15 protein-coding genes are annotated in these 18756 nt (G+C 62.6%); 1 reads left to right on the top strand and 14 read right to left on the bottom strand.

Annotated features, from left to right (window positions below; all coding sequences use genetic code 11):
• From QZL63_RS09590 to dnaE, 4 genes are all read right to left on the bottom strand, one after another.
• Positions 1-881, bottom strand: an 881-nt coding sequence (locus QZL63_RS09590) for a DMT family transporter (RefSeq protein ID WP_290586746.1), incomplete at its 3' end; no start/stop codon positions are given.
• 12 nt (positions 882-893) lie between these two features.
• Complete coding sequence (locus tag QZL63_RS09585; protein ID WP_022309090.1) at positions 894-1892, bottom strand: aldose 1-epimerase; 999 nt, start codon at positions 1890-1892, stop codon at positions 894-896.
• Positions 1892-2206, bottom strand: coding sequence for a thioredoxin (trxA, locus tag QZL63_RS09580; protein WP_022309089.1), 315 nt, complete (start codon positions 2204-2206; stop codon positions 1892-1894). The genes QZL63_RS09585 and trxA overlap by 1 nt, the downstream gene beginning before the upstream one ends.
• 39 nt (positions 2207-2245) lie before the next feature.
• Positions 2246-6061, bottom strand: a complete 3816-nt coding sequence (gene dnaE, locus QZL63_RS09575) for a DNA polymerase III subunit alpha (RefSeq protein WP_022309088.1) — start codon at positions 6059-6061, stop codon at positions 2246-2248.
• Between the two features lie 179 nt (positions 6062-6240).
• On the opposite strand from dnaE, the gene QZL63_RS09570 reads away from it, so the two are divergent.
• On the top strand, positions 6241-6450 hold the full coding sequence (locus tag QZL63_RS09570; protein WP_022309087.1) for a putative signal transducing protein: 210 nt from the start codon (positions 6241-6243) through the stop codon (positions 6448-6450).
• A 102-nt stretch (positions 6451-6552) separates the two neighbouring features.
• Here QZL63_RS09570 and QZL63_RS09565 read toward each other — a convergent pair whose 3' ends face one another.
• From QZL63_RS09565 to QZL63_RS09520, 10 genes are all read right to left on the bottom strand, one after another.
• Positions 6553-7308, bottom strand: a complete 756-nt coding sequence (locus tag QZL63_RS09565) for an energy transducer TonB (protein WP_022309086.1) — start codon at positions 7306-7308, stop codon at positions 6553-6555.
• Between the two features lie 46 nt (positions 7309-7354).
• Entirely contained in the window at positions 7355-8101 is a 747-nt protein-coding gene (locus QZL63_RS09560) for a shikimate dehydrogenase family protein (RefSeq protein ID WP_022309085.1), read from the bottom strand.
• Positions 8102-8103: 2 nt separating this feature from the next.
• Positions 8104-9045, bottom strand: a complete 942-nt coding sequence (locus QZL63_RS09555) for a DUF368 domain-containing protein (protein WP_022309084.1) — start codon at positions 9043-9045, stop codon at positions 8104-8106.
• A gap of 461 nt (positions 9046-9506) precedes the next feature.
• Positions 9507-9812 carry a DUF3276 family protein gene (locus QZL63_RS09550; RefSeq protein WP_022309083.1) on the bottom strand — a complete coding sequence of 102 codons (306 nt, stop codon included), beginning with the start codon at positions 9810-9812 and terminating at the stop codon, positions 9507-9509.
• 99 nt (positions 9813-9911) lie between these two features.
• The gene (locus QZL63_RS09545; protein WP_290586743.1) at positions 9912-11507 is read right to left on the bottom strand and encodes a S41 family peptidase; all 1596 of its coding nucleotides are present in this window, start codon (positions 11505-11507) and stop codon (positions 9912-9914) included.
• A 44-nt stretch (positions 11508-11551) separates the two neighbouring features.
• Positions 11552-12904, bottom strand: a complete 1353-nt coding sequence (gene hisS / locus QZL63_RS09540; RefSeq protein WP_022309081.1) for a histidine--tRNA ligase — start codon at positions 12902-12904, stop codon at positions 11552-11554.
• 1 nt (position 12905) lies between these two features.
• A complete protein-coding gene (locus tag QZL63_RS09535; protein ID WP_022309080.1) occupies positions 12906-13439 on the bottom strand; it encodes a hypothetical protein in 534 nt (177 codons plus the stop codon).
• 4 nt (positions 13440-13443) lie between these two features.
• The gene (ettA, locus tag QZL63_RS09530; RefSeq protein WP_022309079.1) at positions 13444-15117 is read right to left on the bottom strand and encodes an energy-dependent translational throttle protein EttA; all 1674 of its coding nucleotides are present in this window, start codon (positions 15115-15117) and stop codon (positions 13444-13446) included.
• Positions 15118-15292: 175 nt separating this feature from the next.
• Complete coding sequence (locus QZL63_RS09525; protein WP_022309078.1) at positions 15293-16522, bottom strand: hypothetical protein; 1230 nt, start codon at positions 16520-16522, stop codon at positions 15293-15295.
• A gap of 81 nt (positions 16523-16603) precedes the next feature.
• On the bottom strand, positions 16604-18756 hold a 2153-nt coding region (locus QZL63_RS09520; RefSeq protein ID WP_290586739.1), incomplete at its 5' end, for a TonB-dependent receptor domain-containing protein.

Raw genomic sequence — 18756 nt, 5'->3', positions numbered from 1 at the left:
GCCGTAACGAGCCACACCCCGCCGAAGATCAGCACCACCGAGAGCGCCTTGGTCAGGTTGAAGCGGTCGAGTCCCCAGCAGACCGCCACGATGCAGGCCACCAGCGGCTGGATGTAGTTGTACATGCCGGCGACGGTCGGCCGCAGGCGCTTCTGCCCGACAATGACCAGCAGGTAGCTCAGGAACGTACTGCCAACGACGATGAAGACGAGCGACAGCACGGCCCGCCATTCGAGCCCGGCCCAGTCGGTGCGGCTCAGCCCCTCGTAGGAGAAGGGCAGCACGCAGACGAACGCATAGGTAAACATCCACTTCATGATCGTGATCGGGGAGTAGCGCCCGACAAAACCCTTGAAGAGAACGATATAGAGCGCATAGCTCAGCTGCGCCAGCAGCACCAGCAGGTCGCCCCAGATGCTGCCCGAAGCCTGTGCCGCACCCTGCTGCCGGCTTCCAAGGATCAGCAGCAGGGCACCGAGCGCCCCGGCGGCGATGCCGAGGAGCTTTTTGCCCGTGATCGGCTCGCGCAGGAAGACGGCCGCAAGGACCATGGCCAGCAACGGCATGCTCGTCGTGATGATCGAGGCATCGACCGGCGAGGTCAGCCCCACGCCGAAGATGAAGCATCCCTGGTTGAAGACGATGGCCAGGAGCGATGCCCCGAAGAGTTTCATCAGGTCGCGCGGCGGAACATGCTCGGGCTTCTGAAAAAGCGAGGCGATCCAGAAGAGCACCATCGCGCCGAAGATGCGCAGGTCGGTCACCACCAGCGGCGTCACGAGACCGCCGACCAGGACGGCCTTCGCCACCGGCGACATCAGCCCCCACATCACATTGGCACCGAGCATGGCTCCATGCCCCCTCCATGCATCCGCATTCATACCCGCAACGGTTTATCGTCGGTCGGCATAGAGCCGGAAACGCATGCTCCACTTGTCGCCCGGAGCAATGGCCCGGAAGCCCTCGGCCTCGGGATCGGGTGCGTTCGGGGCATTCGTCGTCCACGACTGCGGCTCGGGACAGCAGTAGGGCACCTCGCCGCCGTTGTTCCAGATCGTCCAGCTCCGCGTGGCATCGTCGGCCTCGAGGAAGGTCCGCACGCCCGTGCGCCGGTTCTCGACCAGTGCACCGCGGAAGGGCCGGCCATCGACGTCGATCTCGCGCACGGTGAACGCCGCCTCGATCGGCTCGCAGCCGGTCACCTGCAATCCCTCGCCGCGCAACGGGGCGAAGCGCTCGGGCAGAGGGAGTTTGCGCCAGGTGGGCAGTTTGCGGTCATTGACTTCGATAAACTCGCCGACCGCCACGCGCATCACGTAGTCCGACGCCTGACCACCGGCGAAGGGGACGCGCATCGGCGTATGGAACCCGGCGCCGACGGGCATCGGCAGCCGGCTGCGGTTGGCGAACATCACCTCGACCTCCATACCGGCGGCCGTGAGTCGGTAGACCACCTTGCACTTGAACTCGTGGGGGAAGTCGCGGAAGATGGCGTCGTTGCCGGCGTTCGAGTAGTAGCGGCACTCGACAAGCACCTCGTCGTCATGCTCCCAGGCCTTCGACACGACGAACGGCTGGCTCTTGAGGATGCCGTGGTGGTAGTTGTTTTCGCGCTCGATGGTGATCGGGAAGCGGTATTCCCGGCCGTCGAAGCGGTAACGCCCGTCGCCGATGCGGTTGGGCGGGAAGAGCAGCGGCATGCCGAAGACCTGCGGCCGCCGGAGGAAGGTCTCGATCTCGTCGGCCGCGGGGGTCCGCAGGATCTCCGCCCCGAGTCCCGTGTGGGCCAGCCGCACGAGGTTGGCACCCTGCCCGGGAACGACGAGCGCCGTGTAGTCCCCAAACGAGAACTCCACGGCGCGCAGTCCGTAAAAATCGACGCTGCGTAGCATCAGAGCAGTTTTTCGATCTTGGCCTTCAGTGCGTCCTTCGAGCAGGCGCCGACCTGCTTGTCCACCAGTTCACCGCCCTTGAGGAAGATGATCGTCGGGATGTTGCGCACGCCGTACTTCATCGTGATGTCATCGTTCTGCTCGACGTCACACTTGCCGATCACGACCTTGCCCTCGAACTCGGCGGCAAGTTCGTCCACGATGGGCGACATCATGCGGCAGGGGCCGCACCACTCGGCCCAGAAATCGATGACGACGGGCTGCCCCGACTGGAGCAGCTCCTGGAAATTCTCCTTGCTGATTGCTAATGCCATAACTGTAAGTGTTTTTTTGTTAAAGTACCTGTATCGTTTTTATGCTATGGAATACTTGATCTCGTTCTCGTCGAGGTAGTCCACCAGAGCCTGCGAGAGGGTCACCTTGTGGCTCTTCGAGAAGAGGTTCACCGAGACGTGCGCCTCGCGGTCGAAGACGTTCAGCCGCAGGAGCGTGTCGCCCTTCGACTCGCGCACGCGGTCCGTGAGGTCGCGGATGAGCGACTCGGTCACCTCCTCGACCGGAAGCTGCACGCACATCTCCTTGATCGAGTCGCGCATCTCCGCAAGCTGCGTCATCGCGATGATCTTGAACTCGAGCTCCTGGTCGTTGTAGGGTTTGGGCTGCACCTTTCCGCGGACAAAGAGGAAATAGTCGGCGAAGAGGTACTTGCGGAAGTTCTCATAATCCTTGCCAAAGAGCGCGAACTCGTGTGCGCCGTTGTAATCCTCCAGCTTGAAGCGCCCCCACGGCTTGCCGGTCTTGGTCATCAGGTTCTGCACGCTCACCACCATGCCCGCCACGGCGATCTCCTGACCGCGGAGCGGCTCGAGGTTCTCCAACTCCGAGAGCTGCGTCTTGCACATGTGGTCGATGATGATCTTGTAGTCGTCGAGCGGGTGCGACGAGAGGTAGAGTCCGACCATCTCGCGCTCCTTGGTGAGCTTCTCGAGCTGGCTCCAGTCGGCCGAGGCGGGGGTCACCGGGCGCTGTATGTCCACGTGTCCGCCCCCGCCGAAGAGACTCTGCTGGGCGTTGTTCTGCTCGGTCTGGTAGCGCTGCCCGTAACGCATCAGCTGCTCGATGAAGGTCATGCTGTTGGCGTCGCGCGCATCGGCCGCGAAGAACTTGCTGCGCGGGAAGTCCACGATCGAGTCGAAGGCCCCGGCATAGGCCAGGTTCTCAAGGCACTTGCGGTTCACGAGCGAGAAATTGACCCGTTCGACCAGGTCGTAGATGTCCTTGAAGCGCCCGTTGGCCTCGCGCTCGGCGATGATGCTGTCCACGGCCGCCTCGCCGACGCCCTTGACAGCCGCCAACCCGAAGCGCACGTCGCCCGCCGCATTGGACGAGAAGGTGCGCCGCGACTCGTTTACGTCGGGGCCCAGCACACTGATGCCCATGCGCTTGCACTCGTTCATGTAGATCGTCAGCTGCTCGACGTTCGAGAGGTTTCGGCTCAGCACCGCAGCCATGTACTCCGACGGGTAGTTGGCCTTGAGGTAGGCTGTCTGGTAGGCCACCCACGAGTAGCAGGTCGCGTGCGACTTGTTGAAGGCATAGGAGGCGAACTTCTCCCAGTCGGCCCAGATCTTCTCGAGCACCTTCGGGTCGTGGCCGTTCTTCTGGCCGCCGCTGATGAACTTCGGCTTGAGGGCGTCGAGCTTGTCCTTGAGCTTCTTTCCCATCGCCTTGCGCAGCGTGTCCGACTCGCCTCGGGTGAAGTTGGCCAGCAGACGCGACAAGAGCATGACCTGCTCCTGGTAGACCGTCACGCCGTAGGTGTCCTTCAGGTACTTCTCCATGATCGGGATGTCGTACACGATCGGACTGCGGCCGTGCTTGCGGGCGATGAAGTCGGGGATGTAGTCCATCGGGCCGGGCCGGTAGAGGGCGTTCATCGCAATCAGGTCCTCGAAGGTCGAGGGCTGCAGCTCGCGGAGGTATTTCTGCATGCCGGCAGACTCGAACTGGAACGTGCCGACGGTACGTCCCTCGCTGTAAAGTTTGTAGGTCACCGGGTCGTTGATGATCGAGAAGTCGTCGATATCGACCTCTATGCCCTTCGTCTGGCGGATGTTCTCGATGGCGTCCTTGATGATCGACAGGGTTTTCAGACCGAGGAAGTCCATCTTGATAAGCCCCGTGTCCTCGATCACCGAACCCTCGTACTGCGTGACGAGCATCTTCTCGCCCGTCACCTTGTCGTCGGCCGTCGATACGGGCACCCAGTCGGTGATGTCGTCGCGGCAGATGATCGTGCCGCAGGCGTGCACGCCCGTATTGCGGACATTGCCCTCGAGCATCTTGGCATAGCGGATCGTGTCGCGCAGCACGGGGTTGTCCGACTGCTCGGCGGCCTTCAGCTCGGGAACCAGCTCGATGGCCTGCGAAAGGTTCTTCACGGCCTTGCCCTCAGGGGTCTTGTCGGGAACGAGCTTGCACAGCCGGTCCGACTCCGAGAGCATGAGTTTCTGGACGCGCGCCACGTCCTTGATGGCCAGTTTGGTAGCCATCGTACCGTAGGTGATGATGTGGGCGACCTTCTCCTTGCCGTACTTCTGCGTGACCCAGTTGAGCACGCGGCCGCGGCCGTCGTCGTCGAAATCGACGTCGATATCGGGCAGCGAGATACGGTCGGGGTTGAGGAAACGCTCGAACAGCAGGTCGTAGGCGATGGGGTCGATCTGCGTGATGCCGAGGCAGTAGGCCACGGCCGAACCGGCCGCCGAGCCACGGCCCGGGCCTACCGAGACGTCGAGCTCCTCGCGGGCCGCGCGGATGAAGTCCTGCACTATAAGGAAGTAACCCGGGAAACCCATCGTCTTCATGATGTGCAGCTCGAAGCGCAGGCGCTCCTGCTGCTCCTCGGTAAGGTGTTCGCCGTAGCGCCTGTGCGCCCCCTCCATCGTCAGCTTGGCCAGGTAGTCGGCCTCGAGCTTGATGCGGTAGAGCTTGTCGTAGCCGCCCAGTTTCTCGATCTTCTTGCGCCCCTCCTCTTCGGAGAGGACGACGTTGCCGTTCTCGTCGCGCGTGAACTCGTCGTAGAGGTCCTGCTCGGTGAGCCGCGCGCGGTATTCGGCCTCGGTGCCGAACTCCTCGGGGATCTCGAACGTCGGCATGATCGGCGCATGGTCGATCGAGTAGCACTCGACCTGGTTGCAGATATCGACCGTCGTCCGCATCGCCTCGGGATCCGTCTCGCCGAAGATCGCGGCCATCTCGGCCGTCGTCTTCAACCACTCCTGCTTGGAGTAGAGCATGCGCTTCGGGTCGTCGAGGTCCTTGCCCGTCGAGAGGCAGATCAGCCGGTCGTGGGCCTCGGCGTTGTCCTCGTCCACGAAGTGTACGTCGTTGGTGCAGACCATGCGCACACCGTATTTGGCCGCCAGCTCGCGCAGGTGCTTGTTCACCTTGAGCTGCATGGGGTAGGCCTCGTGGTTGGCCCGCTCGACGGTCGCCTTGTGCAGCTGGAGCTCGAGGTAATAGTCGTCGCCGAAGACCCCCTTGTGCCAGCGGATCGACTCTTCGGCCCGCTCCATGTCGTCGGCCGTGATGGCGCGGGGCACCTCGCCGGCCAGGCAGGCCGAACAGCAGATCAGCCCCTCGTGGTATTTCTCAATCTCGGTGCGGTCGGTACGCGGGCGCATGTAGAAGCCCTCGGTCCACGCCTTCGAGACGATCTTGATCAGGTTGTGGTATCCCTTGAGGTTCTTGGCCAGCAGGATCAGGTGGTAGCCGCTCTGGTCGGGCTTGCCCTCCTTGTCCTGCAGGCGGCGGCGCGCCACGTAGACCTCACAGCCGATGATCGGCTTGAAGGCCATCTTGCGGCGCAGGTCATCCATTTGTCGCTCGCAGGCCGCGATCTCGGCCTCGGGATCGGCTGCCTGTTCCGTTCCGTCGCGCAGGGCGGCAAGACGCTTCTCGCACTCGGCGGCCTTGTCCTTGTACTTGCCCTTGACCTTCTTGACGTAGTTGTAGAACTCCTTGATTCCGAACATGTCGCCGTGGTCGGTGATGGCGATGCCCGGCTGCCCGTCGGCCATGGCCTTGTCCACCAGACGCTGGATGCTGGCCTGACCGTCGAGGATCGAGTACTGCGAGTGTACGTGAAGGTGTACGAACTGGGACATGCTGGTATTGGCTGTTTTATCGTCGTCAAACGCCATCCGGCCGCCTTGGGACCGCCCGGGACGGGACCGGATAAGCAAGGACAAAGATACTCATTATTTCGATAGTTTTCGTGGCAGGACTCTTGCATTTTATCAACAAAATGCTTAACTTTAGATATCCAACCAAAACCCGAATGCTTATGCAAGACGAAAAGATGGCCGTACTGGCGGAGTACAATACGATCACGGAGGCCGAAATCAGCAAATCGATGCTCGACAGCGCCGGAATCTGGTCCACGATCCACAACGAATACATGTCTTCCATCTATCCCATCGGCACGATGCCGGCACGGCTCATCGTCCGCGAAGAGGATCTCGAGAAGGCCCGTACGCTGCTGCAGCACCGCTGACACGAAAGCGCCGCCGCACCTTCCGGTACGACGGCGTTGCTCTATCGATCCACACATCTCCACCCCGGGCCGCTCCGGCCCGGAAGCCGGACTGCCGCGGGATCAGTAGGCGTTTCCGATGTAGTTGCAGCGGAATTCATAGGACGTGCGCTGCGGCACGCCGTTCACCTTGCGGGGCGTCCACTTGCCCCGACTGCGCTGGATCACCCGGATTACCTTGCGCTCCAGGTCCTTGTCGGGCGACTGCAGCACACGGCCGATCGTGATATCCCCATCGGGCTCGATGTAAAAGAGGATCCGCATCCTGCCATTGACCCCGGGAAAGCGCAACGAATTGAATCCCACGCGGCTGCGCACCCATTCGTAGAAAGCCGAGTAGGGATCCCCGCCCATGAAGAGCAGCGGATCGGGATTCACCGCCCGCTCGATCTTCCCGAGCGGAAGCCACAGTTTCATGCGAAGCGTATAATTCACCGCACGGCCGTCACCGCGGCGTGCAGGGCTCCACGTTCCCTCCATCTCATCACAGGCCTTCAGAATAACCCGCCGCGTGGCGGGCGTCGCCGGATCGACCTCGCAGCGGTCCGCTCCGGAGCAGGCATTGTCCAGAAACCGCCGCTCCACGACCTGCCCGAGCGTATCCAGCCGCAGCGCCAGGACTACCTCCTCCGAAAGCGAGTCGGCCGGGATCCGCTCCTCGACGGCCAGATCCCGGACCTTAGCCACCAAACGGGTCATGTAGACCTTGACTACCGCCCCGTCGTAACGGGGCGGTTCCACATCCGTCGCCGGCAACTGCTGAGCCGTCGCCGTACCAGCCGCCCAAAAGGCACAGACGGAAAGAATCAACCACCTCATTGTATTCCAGCCTTGATCAAAACATGCATGAGCCCAAATTACCGGATCACCCCTCGAGCCCGTTCCAGATCCGCCACGAGGCTTCGGCCTGCTCGCGAAACATCACCTCGCCGTTGAGCGTCCGCGCCCCACGCTGACGGCCGAAATCGAGGAAGCGCGTCAGCGGCGGGTTGTAGACCAGATCGAGCAGACAGTGCTCCGGAGTCACGTAAGCATAGGGAATCCGCGGCGCCTCGTCTACGGCAGGGTAGGTCCCCACGGGCGAAGCGTTCACGATCAGCCGGCTCTCGGCCACCGCTTCGCACGGCAGGTTGTCGTAGGTATAGTTTCCCCGGGCCGGATCGCGCGACACCAGCGCATAGGGAATGTTCCGCTCGGCAAGCGCAAACTGCACAGCCTGTGCGGCTCCGCCGGTCCCGAGAACAAGCGCCTGCCCGGGGTCCCGGTCGCCCAGCAACCGGTCGAGCGACGCCCGCAGCCCGATGATGTCCGTATTGAACCCCTCCAGACCGCCGTCCGCCGCACGGCGGATGCAATTGACCGCCCCGATGGCTGCGGCCTCGGGAGAGATCCGCTCCAGCAGGGGCAGCACCGCCTGCTTGTAGGGGATCGTTACATTCACGCCGCACAAGTCGGGTTCGGCGGCCAGCAGCGCCGGGAACCGGTCGATCGACTCCAACTCGTAGAGCGCATAGCTGCAGTCGTGAAGATGCTCCCGCGCGAACTTCTCGCCGAAGTAGCGTGCCGAGGCCGAATGGGCCAGCGGCCGCCCGATCAAGCCGAACTTCCGCATGGCTATTTCTCCTTCCGGGCGCTCATGATCCGCGCCAGCAGCTCGATGCCGTAGATCACCAGAAACCCGACGATGCAGAGCACAACCGACTCGACAAGCATCGACGGCCGGTCGTAGAGCATCTCGAAATGCCCGGGAGCGATGTTCCGCTCGACAAGCGGCTGCAGGGCCCCGTGGCTGTCGGTGTAGGTTTCGACGACCTCCTTCCACGGCCACACCTTGTTGAGCGATCCGACCATGAACCCCATCAGCACGGCCACCGTGACGTCGTGCCACCGCTTGAGCAGCCACGACAGCAGGTGCGAAAAGGAGATGATACCCGCCGCGGCTCCCACGACGAAGATGACGATCACCGGGATGTTCAGGTCGCCGACCGCCTGCATGATGTACTGGTACTTGCCGAGCAGCAGCAGGATGAAGGCCCCCGAAATGCCGGGCAGGATCATGGCACAGATGGCAATGGCTCCCGACAGCATGACAAACCACCAGTCGTTGGGTGTCTCGGTCGGCGTGGCGACGGTGATCCACCATGCGGCGGCGGCGCCGACGGCGAACGACAGCACCGAACGCCAGTCCCAGCGACCGACCTGCCGGGCAACGAGCAGCGCCGAGGCGATGATCAGGCCGAAGAAGAACGACCAGATCTCGATCGGGTGGTGCTGCAGCAGATAGGTCATCAGCCGGGCAAGCGAGAAGATCGCGACGGCGATGCCCAACAGCACGGGCAGCAGGAAACTGCCGTTGATGTGGCGCCACAGCTCGCCGAGACGCAAGCGCACGAGCAGCCGCAGAGCCGTGGCATCGACGCTGCGGATCGAGTCGATCAACTCTTCGTAGATTCCGGAGATGAAAGCGATCGTACCGCCCGAAACGCCCGGTACGACATCGGCCATGCCCATGGCGCAACCCTTGAGCGCCAGCACGACGGAGCGAGTGAAATTCATGTCTTTGCAGGTTGGAGACTCCGGGTCCGAATGCCGGCCGCACGCCGGCGCAGCAGACGCCGCGGCAGTTTCCGGCCCCGTACGCCGGAGCATCGGTTAAATTAATTGGTTGCAAAGATAGCGGATACACGCGGCAATGCCAAAATTTATCCGAAAAAAGAGATCGTTTCCGGGGCAGCCCGAGGGCCGGGCAGGAGATCGTCCGGACCGATACGGACGCCCCGGAACAGATGCCCGGACAAGAGTCGGAACCGCCGTGCGGAACGACGAGGGAAAACACCGGCGGCAGGCGGCCGCAGGAGACAAAAAAACCGGAATCCGCCTTCGCGTATCCGGTAACTTTTGCGGGCCCCGGGCCCTCTTGTTTTTCCGACATCGCCGATCTGCCGTCCCGATATCCGGTTCGGGCACATCCCGCCGTGACCCATCCCTGAAAGGCATCGGGCCGCTCCGGGCAGGGGTCATTCCTGCAGTTCGGGTTCCGGCATGGGACGATGGCTGCGGATGTAGTCGAGCGTCTCGCTCAGGCCATGCACGAACTTGTCGAAATCTTCCTTGTAGAGGAAGATCTTATGCCGGTCGTAGGTCGTCCTGCCTTCGGCATCGACCGTCTTGCGACTCTCCGTGATGGTCAGGAAATAGTCATCTCCTCGCGTAGCCCTGACATCGAAAAAATAGGTGCGCCGACCCGCCTTGACTGCTTTCGAGAGGATCTGGTCTTCATGAAATTCCTCCCCTTCGCGGCGCGGTGTAAATAAGGGTGACATAGGCGTTACTTTTTGGGTTCGGTCGTATACGATTTCAGTCTTCACGTATACGAATATACACAAAATAAACCGAACCGCAAAAAAATCCGCCCGTTAATTTCATCCTTCGGGCCCTTCAAGCAACGGACGTCCCTCCCGATCCCAGTCGGCAAGAATGGCCGCCGCACGCCGGTATGCCCCGTTCAATAGCGGATTGACCACCTCGTAATAAGCCCCCACACCGTACAGACGCTGTGCAGCAAGTCCCTTGAGTTGAATACACAGAACGGGCGACGAGGCAGCAAATCCGTCCGCATCGAATGCCACTCCGCGTTCCTCTCCCAGCCGGACCAGTTCGTCGAGCACTCCGTCGGAGACCTCGAAGCCGGCGGCGAAGTCCGCAAAAGCAGGGTAGCACCGCGCCAGCGAGTCGCGCGTGCGGTCGAGCCACCCGTTCACGAAATCGGCCGTCACGCCCCGGCGGACCAGTTCGCCATAGTAATTCGAGTATCCGGCCGTATCGGGAACCACGATCACGTCGGGACGGATGCCGCCACCGCCGTAGACCTTCCGCCCCGTGCGGATGGTCCGGAACTCAGGCGCCCCGGCGTCGAGCGAATCGCGCGTGCGGTCGTCGTAGCGCCGCAGGTGGTCCAGATAGTACTCGCGCCGCTTGCCCTGCTCGTAGGGACGCTGGATGACCCGACCCGAAGGGGTGTGGTAGCGGGCCACGGTGATGCGCACGGCCGAACCGTCGGGCAGGCCGACCTGCCGCTGCACAAGGCCCTTGCCGAAGCTCGGGCGGCCGACCACGATGCCGCGGTCCCAGTCCTGCATGGCCCCGGCCACGATCTCCGAGGCCGAAGCCGACGTCTCGTCCACCAGAACCACCAGCCGGCCCTTCATGTCCTCGCCCGGGCTCTGCGTCTCGTAGGAGACCGACGGAACGGCGCGTCCCTCGGTCGAGACAACCACGGCGCCGCGCGGCAGGAAGAACCCCGCCATCTCGATGGCCTGTTCGAGCAGGCCGCCGCCGTTGCCCTGCAGGTCGAGGATCAGCCCCTCGGGGCGTCCCAGCTTGCGGTAGGCCTCCCTGAACTCCGACATCGTGGTGTTCCCGAAGCGGTTCACCTTGATGTAGCCCACGCCGTCGGCAACGCGGTAGGCGGCATCGACCGTGTTGAGCGGAATCCGGTCGCGGACGATCACGAAATGGAGCCACCCGGGCGTACCGTGCCGCACAACATCGATGGCGACCTTCGTTCCCGTCGCCCCGCGCAGGTATTTCGGGACATCGGCGCGTGTCATCCCCACGGCATCGAGCGTATCGATGCGCACGATCCGGTCGTTGGGCCGGACACCGACCCGCTCGGCCGGTCCTCCGGCGATCGTATTGACCACGATGACCGTGTCGCGCAGCACGTTGAACTCCACGCCGATACCGCTGAACTCCCCGTCGAAGCTCTCCCTCACGGACTTCATCTCCTCGGCCGGGATATAGGCCGAGTGGGGGTCGAGTCGTTCGAGCATGCCCGTGATGGCCCCCTCGATGACGGGAGCGGTATCCACTTCATCGACATAGGCGTTCGTCAGGTAGCGGTAGATCTGCGCGAACTTCTGCAGCTGCAGCAGATCCTGCTGCTGTTGCGACAACTCCTGGGCGCCGAGCGGCAGGAGCGCCGCGAGTGCCAGACACGCCGCAAGGAGTCGTTTCACCCTCTTCATGGCTCTTCTCTCGGGATGATACGGATCCGGTGCGCCTACTCCTCCGTGCGGAGCGCTCCGACGATCCGGTCGAAAGCCACACGGCTCTGCTCGCCCGTCTGCATGTTCTTCACCGTGGCGGCGCCGGCGGCCAGCTCCTCCGAGCCGACAATCACCACGAAGGGCACGCCGCGGCGGTTGGCATATTCCATCTGTTTCTTCATCTTGGCCGGCTCGGGGTAGATCTCTGCGGGGATGCCCGCATCGCGGACCCCGCGCAGCAGAGGCAGCACGGCGGCCTGCTCCTCGGGCCCGAGGTTCACGAAGAGCGCCCGGGTCGAGCAGGAGACCCCGGCCGGGAAGAGATCGAGCCCCGTCATGACGTCGTAGATGCGGTCGGCGCCGAACGAAATGCCGACACCCGACATGCCGGGCATGCCGAAGATACCCGTCAGGTCGTCGTAACGGCCGCCGCCGCAGATCGACCCGATGGCGAAGTCGAGCGCCTTGACCTCGAAGATGGCGCCCGTGTAGTAGTTGAGCCCGCGGGCCAGCGAGAGGTCCAGTTCGACCGGAAGCTCCAGCCCGAGCGAGGCGACACAGCCGAAGATCGTCCGCATCTCTTCGATGCCGCGAAGGCCCGTCTCCGACGAGGCCAGCACCTCACTCAACCGATCGAGTTTCTGCGCATTGTCACCGCTCAACTCAAGAATCGGTTGAAGCCGGCCCACCGCCTCCTGCGACAGCCCCCGCTCGAGCAGCTCGGCCTTCACGTTGTCCAGGCCGATCTTCTCGAGCTTGTCGATGGCCACCGTAATGTCCATCATCTTGTCGGCATGGCCGATCGCCTCGGCAATGCCGTAGAGGATCTTGCGGTTGTTCATCTTCAGCGCCACACGGATGCCCAGCGCGCGGAACACCCGTTCGACGATCTCCACGAGCTCCACCTCGCACAGCAGCGAGCGGGTGCCGATGACATCGACGTCGCACTGGTAGAACTCGCGGTAGCGCCCCTTCTGCGGCCGGTCGGCACGCCACACGGGCTGCATCTGGTAACGCTTGAAGGGGAAGGTCAGCTCGCCCTGGTGCTGCACGACGTAGCGGGCGAAGGGGACCGTCAGGTCGTAGCGGAGTCCCTTCTCGCTGATGCGCGACGCCTGCCGCACCTCCTCGTCCGAGAGCCCGGCGGCGTAGTCGCCCGAGTTGAGCACCCGGAAGAGGAGCTTGTCGCCCTCGTCGCCGTACTTGCCCAGCAGCGTCGAGAGGTTCTCCATGGCGGGGGTCTCGAGCGGAGCGAAGCCGTAGGTGCGGAAGACCGAACGGATCGTGTCGAAAATATAGTTGCGGCGCATCATCTCCGCGGGGGAGAAGTCGCGCGTACCCTTGGGTATCGAAGGTTTCTGTGCCATATTATATAAACTTTTGTTTCATTTTCAGGTATTTTTTCCAACCTGTATCATCGCGTGTCTCCAGGTACAGGGGGTATTCCCCGACGAGGCGCTTCAATGCGGCCTCGTCGCGACGAAAGAAGAGGATAACCATTTCGCGGATCGCTTCCATCTGGCCGACCTCATATATGCTCACGAGGCGAGGGGCCCGCGTTCCCTGCTCTCCGGGATAGACATATCCGACAAAATAGCCCAGCCTGTCGTTGTCATCCACTGCGGACGAAATGAAAAGCGAACAGTCGCTCTTCAAATCCGATACCGACAGCGTGGGGGAGTTTTTCCTGAGCTTCAGCGCCTCGCGCGCCTGCTCATGCCAAGGAAACCGCTCCATTTCGGCGAGGAATCCGTCGGCATCGCACGTCCCGACCGGTTCTGCGCAGTCCGGATCTTCGTGGGCGCAAAGCCGGTCCCAGACAAACGCATCGACCGGACGGTTTGCCGGCATCCCGCATGAACAAAGCCCCAGGATGAGCAGGAAAAAGGTGACGATGCGCATTCGGTCAAGCCATCAGTTTCTTGTACTTCACGCGGTGCGGGGTCGTATCCTCGCCCTGCGCACGCTTCCAGGCCTCGTATTCCGAGTAGGTGCCCTCGTAGAAGACCACCTTCGAGTCGCCCTCAAACGAGAGGATGTGCGTGGCGATGCGGTCGAGGAACCAGCGGTCGTGCGAGATGACGACGGCGCAGCCCGCAAAGTTCTCGAGGCCCTCCTCCAGTGCACGCAGCGTATTGACGTCGATGTCGTTGGTCGGCTCGTCGAGCAGCAGCACGTTGCCCTCCTCCTTGAGCGCGAGGGCCAGGTGGAGGCGGTTGCGTTCACCGCCCGACAGCATGCCGCACTTCTTCTCCTGGTCGGCGCCCGAGAAGTTGAAGCGGGCGACATAGGCGCGGGCATTGACCTGGCGGTTGCCCAGCGTGATGAGGTCCAGGCCGCCCGAGATCACCTCGAAAACGGTCTTCTCGGGATCGATCGACTTGTGCTGCTGGTCCACATAGGCCAGCTTGACCGTCGGGCCCACGCGGAACGAACCGCTCGTGGGCTCCTCGAGCCCCATGATCATGCGGAAGAGGGTCGTCTTGCCCGTACCGTTGGGGCCGATGACGCCCACGATGCCGGCGGGCGGCAGCGAGAAGTCGAGGTGTTCGTAGAGCACGCGGTCGCCGAAGGCCTTCGAGACGTCGTGCGCCTCGATCACCACGTCGCCCAGACGCGGTCCGTTCGGGATGAAGATCTCGAGCTTCTCCTCCTTCTGCTTTGCATCCTCGTTCATCAGCTTGTCGTAGGCCGACAGACGCGCCTTCGACTTGGCATGGCGGCCCGAAGGCGACATGCGCACCCACTCCAGCTCGCGCTCGAGGGTCTTGCGGCGCTTCGACTCCTGCTTCTCCTCCATGGCCATGCGCTTGGTCTTCTGCTCGAGCCAGCCCGAGTAGTTGCCCTTCCAGGGAATGCCCTCGCCGCGGTCGAGTTCGAGGATCCAGCCGGCGACGTTGTCCAGGAAGTAACGGTCGTGCGTCACGGCGATCACCGTTCCCTTGTACTGCTGGAGGTGCTGCTCAAGCCAGTCGATCGACTCGGCGTCGAGATGGTTCGTCGGCTCGTCCAGCAGCAGCACGTCGGGCTGCTGCAGCAACAGGCGGCACAGCGCCACGCGGCGGCGCTCACCGCCCGAGAGCACCTTGACCGGCTGGTCGGGATCGGGGCACCGCAGGGCGTCCATCGCCCGCTCGAGCACACTGTCCAGTTCCCAGCCGTTGCAGTGGTCGATCTTCTCGTAGAGTTCGCCCTGACGCTCGATGAGGCGCGCCATCTCGTCGTCCGACATCGGCTCGCAGAGCTTCATGTTGATCTCCTCGTACTCCTTGAGGAGGGCCACCGTCTCGGCGCACCCCTCCTCGACCACCTCCTTCACGGTCTTCGCGTCATCGAGTTTGGGCTCCTGCTCGAGGTAGCCCACCGTATATCCCGGCGAGAAGACCACCTCGCCCTCGAAATTCTTGTCGATTCCGGCGATGATTTTCATCAGCGTCGATTTTCCCGAACCGTTCAGACCGATGATACCGATCTTCGCGCCGTAGAAAAACGAGAGGTAGATGTTGTTCAGCACCCGCTTCTGGTTGGTGAAGGTCTTGCTCACGCCGACCATCGAAAAGATGATTTTTTCGTCTGCCATATCTTTCAATCGTTCGTTTTACTGCGTATTTGTGCAAAGATACGACCTTTTTCCGGAATTCCGCGTCCCGCACCTCCCTTTTTCGTCGCCTACGAGCTATAGCCCGCCGACGAAAAAGGGAGGCCCTCCGCCAAAGAGAGGGTCTCCCTGCATGCGCATCCGCCGGTGCGGAGCCTCAACGCGTCCAGCCCGAAGTCCAGTCGGCGTCGGCGGGAACGGCACCCCGGTAGGCTGCCGTCTCGAAGAACGGATCGGAGAGCGTCTTGCCGCCGTCGATCGTGCCGACATAGTTGTTCGTCAGCGCATTGACATAGTCGGTCGAGTTGCCTTCGGCTGCCTCGAAGTCGGCGTTGGTATAGGTGCCGTTCTTCGGAACGAGTTCGGTGCTCATGGCGATGTACTCGAGTTTCGAGGTGCCGTTCTTGAGCGCCGTGTCCGTCTCGGTGGTCTCGGTGGTGATGCACTTGCCCTTGCCCGTCACGATGGCGTTGTAGAGCTCGACCTGCGTACCGGCACGCAGACGCACGCCCTGCGTGTCGGAACCGTTGCCTACGAGCGTCACGTTCGACAGCACGGGGTGGGCTACCGGCGTGGCTGCGGCGTTGTTGCCGTTATTGTCGCACTCCATCAGGCAGTCGCAGTCGTATCCGAGCGACGAGGAGGCCTCCTGATAGGCTACCAGGAACTGTCCGCGGCCGTTCCAGCCCTCGGTCCAGTCGAACGAGTCGTCCGAGCAGTTGGTCACCACCATATGCTTCACATCGACCGAACCGCCGAAGAACTCGAAGCCGTCGTCCGAGCCCATGTAGGCCTGCAGGTGCTCGACCTCGGTGCCGTTGCCCACGCCGTAGAAAGACACGCCGTTGGCCTCGTGCTCCTCGTCGAAGGCGAAGCCCGTGTACTCGAGGCGGATGTAGCGCAGCACGCCCGAATTGTCGGCATCATCCGAGCCTCCGTAGGGGGCGTTGCCGATCTCGGAGAGTACGCCCGTACCGGCATTCGTGTGGGCGCGGCCGCAGATGTGGATACCGCCCCAGGCGCCCGACTTCTTCAACTCGCTGGTCATCACGATCGGCGACGAGGCCGTGCCTTCGGCGTCGATTTTGGCATCCTGCTCGACGAGGATGTAGTCCACCTTGCTGTCATCGACAGCCACGATCTCGACACCCTCGGCGATGTGGAGCGTAGCTCCGGCCTTGACGTGCAGGCCGCCGCTCAACTTGTAGGAGGCACCCTTGAGCAGGTAGGTGTCGCCGACGACATTGCCCTCGAGCGTCGCGCCCGAAGCGATTTCGCCGCTCAGGCCCTGGGCCCCGCCGCTGTTGTCATCGTTGTCGTCGCAAGAAGTTGCACATACCGAGCCGGCAATCAGAGCCGCTGCAATGAGTTTCCAATACGTTTTCATCTTAAAATATTGATTAAATGATGGTTTGTTGTCTTTTTCCCGAATTTCGCCCGTCGTGATCCGCCGTCGGGCCGCATCGCGTCAGAAGCGCAGGTTCAGCCCCACTTCGAAGCCCGTTCCCGGACGGTAGCGCTCCACCTCGACGGTCTCACCCGTCTGAGGGACCTCCTGCTCGAAGACCAGCGCCCGGCCCAGCAGGTCGGAGAACTGCACCTTGACCTCGGCCCAACGGTTGATGCGGTAGCCGGCCGTGAAGTTGAGCGTATGGACCGGAAGCTGCTCGACGTCGCCCAGCCCCGAGATACCGACGGCATGGATGCGCGGTCCCTGCAGGTTGTAGAGCAGCGCCAGGTTGAGCTGCCGCACCTCGTCGAAGCGGGGCGACCAGGTGATGTCGGCATTGACCAGGTAGGGCGAAGCCCCCTGCAGTGCGCGCTCCTTGTTCGTGTAGGCTCCGCCGTCGGGCAGTGTCACGTTCGTGTACATGTAGGTTCCGTTGGCCCCGATGCGCAGCGTCTCGGTCAGCGACTTGCGCACCTCGACCTCGATACCGGCCGCCATGCCGTTGTCGGCATTGCGGAAGGTGTGGACCGCGGCGCCGCCCGAGAGCATCTGTACGCGCTCGATCGGCTCGTCGAGGAATTTGTAGTATCCCGTTACCGAGATCATGTCACCGCGGCGGTTGAGCAACTCGTAGCGCAGATCGACGTTGTAGTTGTAGCTGTTCACCAGCTCCTCGTTACCGCGCAGCTGCACCGAACCGTAGGACTCCTGATAGAGGAACGGGGCCATCTCGATGAACGACGGTCGCGTGACGGTCCGCGAGAGGGCAAGCCGCAGCTGCTGCCGCTCACCAAGCGAATAGCGGAGGTTGAGCGCCGGGAAGAGGTCGCTCTTGTCGAGGTTGCGGCGCTGACGGATGCTCTGGTCGTTGGCATAATCGACCCACTGCTTCGACATCTCGAGGCGCAGGCCGGCGTTGATGAGCAGCCGCTCGGTCGGCTTGAGGTCCACCGATGCATACACCGCAGCGATCGTGTTGCCCGCATCGTAGCTGTCCTTGGGCTGCTGCTGGCGGTCGATGACCAGCGAACCGTTGGCCACGTTGGCGAAATTCAGGTAGCCGTCCGTGTCGTAGATGTCGTCGATCTGCGGCGAGAGCCGGTCCAGGTCATAATAGAAGCGGGTGGCCGTATAGTCGCGGCTCTTGTCCTTGCAGGCCGCGCCGAAGGTCAGCTTGTGCCCCGCACCGAAGAGGTAGTCGGCAGCCACGTGGGCGTTCCACTCCTTCTCGTCGAGCGTGCCGAAGTAGCGCATTGTCTCCTGCTGGTTGAGTTTGAAGAGCGACAGCGAACCGTCGCCGTTCTTGAGGAACATCACCTGGCGGCGGTCCGGCTCGTCCGAGGAAGTTCCCGACCAGGAGCCGCTCCAGCGGAGTTTCCACCGCTCGCCGAACTCGTGCACGCCGCTCAGCTGGTGGGTCATCAGCTTGTAGACGTGCAGCACGTCGTTGCTGCCGATCAGTTGGTGTCCCTCCTGGTCGTAGCCCTCGCGGCGCATGTATGTATCCGAAGCATTGCGTGCAAAGAAGAAAGTGTAACTGATGCGGTCGGCATCGCGCATGGTCAAGCCAAGGCTCGCCAGAGCCGCCATTTTCAGTTCACTCTCATAACTGTCATAACCGTATTCGTCGGTCACGATGCCGGTGGCCTCGAGCAACCGGAATTCGGCATCGTTCATCGTCTGCATGTCGTTGCTCATGCCTCCCGAAGCCAGGACGCTGAGCGTCTGACGCCCCACCTTGAAGTCGCGGCCCCAGGCCAGGTTGCCCCCGAAGACGGGCAGCGCCCGGCGGCTCGACACCGAGAAGTCCGTGTCGAAGATGTCGCGCGAGGTAACGTACTGACGGAAATCGGAGAGAGAGCCCGATATCGCCCGTGCATCGACCTTCGGCTGCGTGAAGAGCGAGCGACGGTCCATGCGGTAGAAGTCGCCGCCCAGCGTATTGAACCGTCCGCCGACGTTCACCTCGGCCGAAAAGAAATGCTCACCCGTACTCTCCTTGGTGTCGATGTCGATGTGGGCGCCCGAATAGTCGGCATAGGAACCGGCTTCGTAGACCTTGCTCACGGTGATGTTCTTGACCGTCGAAGAGGGAAATATGTCGAGCGGGATGAGTTTGTTGTCGGGGTTGGGCGAGGCGATCGGCTGGCCGTTGAGGGTCGTGATGCTGT

The sequence above is a fragment of the Alistipes sp. CAG:268 genome (genome assembly GCA_000434235.1).
Taxonomy (GTDB): domain Bacteria; phylum Bacteroidota; class Bacteroidia; order Bacteroidales; family Rikenellaceae; genus Alistipes; species Alistipes avistercoris.
Note: the sequence above shows the minus strand (reverse complement) of the source record. Positions and strands in the feature narration are given on the sequence as shown.

Excerpts from the sequence above, each read along its gene's own strand:
- QZL63_RS09585 (WP_022309090.1), bottom strand. The coding sequence starts at position 1,892 with ATGCTACGCAGCGTCGATTTTTACGGACTGCGCGCCGTGGAGTTCTCG.
- trxA (WP_022309089.1), bottom strand. The coding sequence starts at position 2,206 with ATGGCATTAGCAATCAGCAAGGAGAATTTCCAGGAGCTGCTCCAGTCG.
- QZL63_RS09550 (WP_022309083.1), bottom strand. The coding sequence starts at position 9,812 with ATGTCACCCTTATTTACACCGCGCCGCGAAGGGGAGGAATTTCATGAA.
- ettA (WP_022309079.1), bottom strand. The coding sequence starts at position 15,117 with ATGGCAGACGAAAAAATCATCTTTTCGATGGTCGGCGTGAGCAAGACC.
- QZL63_RS09560 (WP_022309085.1), bottom strand. The coding sequence starts at position 8,101 with ATGCGGAAGTTCGGCTTGATCGGGCGGCCGCTGGCCCATTCGGCCTCG.
- QZL63_RS09555 (WP_022309084.1), bottom strand. The coding sequence starts at position 9,045 with ATGAATTTCACTCGCTCCGTCGTGCTGGCGCTCAAGGGTTGCGCCATG.
- hisS (WP_022309081.1), bottom strand. The coding sequence starts at position 12,904 with ATGGCACAGAAACCTTCGATACCCAAGGGTACGCGCGACTTCTCCCCC.
- QZL63_RS09525 (WP_022309078.1), bottom strand. The coding sequence starts at position 16,522 with ATGAAAACGTATTGGAAACTCATTGCAGCGGCTCTGATTGCCGGCTCG.
- dnaE (WP_022309088.1), bottom strand. The coding sequence starts at position 6,061 with ATGTCCCAGTTCGTACACCTTCACGTACACTCGCAGTACTCGATCCTC.
- QZL63_RS09535 (WP_022309080.1), bottom strand. The coding sequence starts at position 13,439 with ATGCGCATCGTCACCTTTTTCCTGCTCATCCTGGGGCTTTGTTCATGC.
- QZL63_RS09570 (WP_022309087.1), top strand. The coding sequence starts at position 6,241 with ATGCAAGACGAAAAGATGGCCGTACTGGCGGAGTACAATACGATCACG.
- QZL63_RS09565 (WP_022309086.1), bottom strand. The coding sequence starts at position 7,308 with ATGAGGTGGTTGATTCTTTCCGTCTGTGCCTTTTGGGCGGCTGGTACG.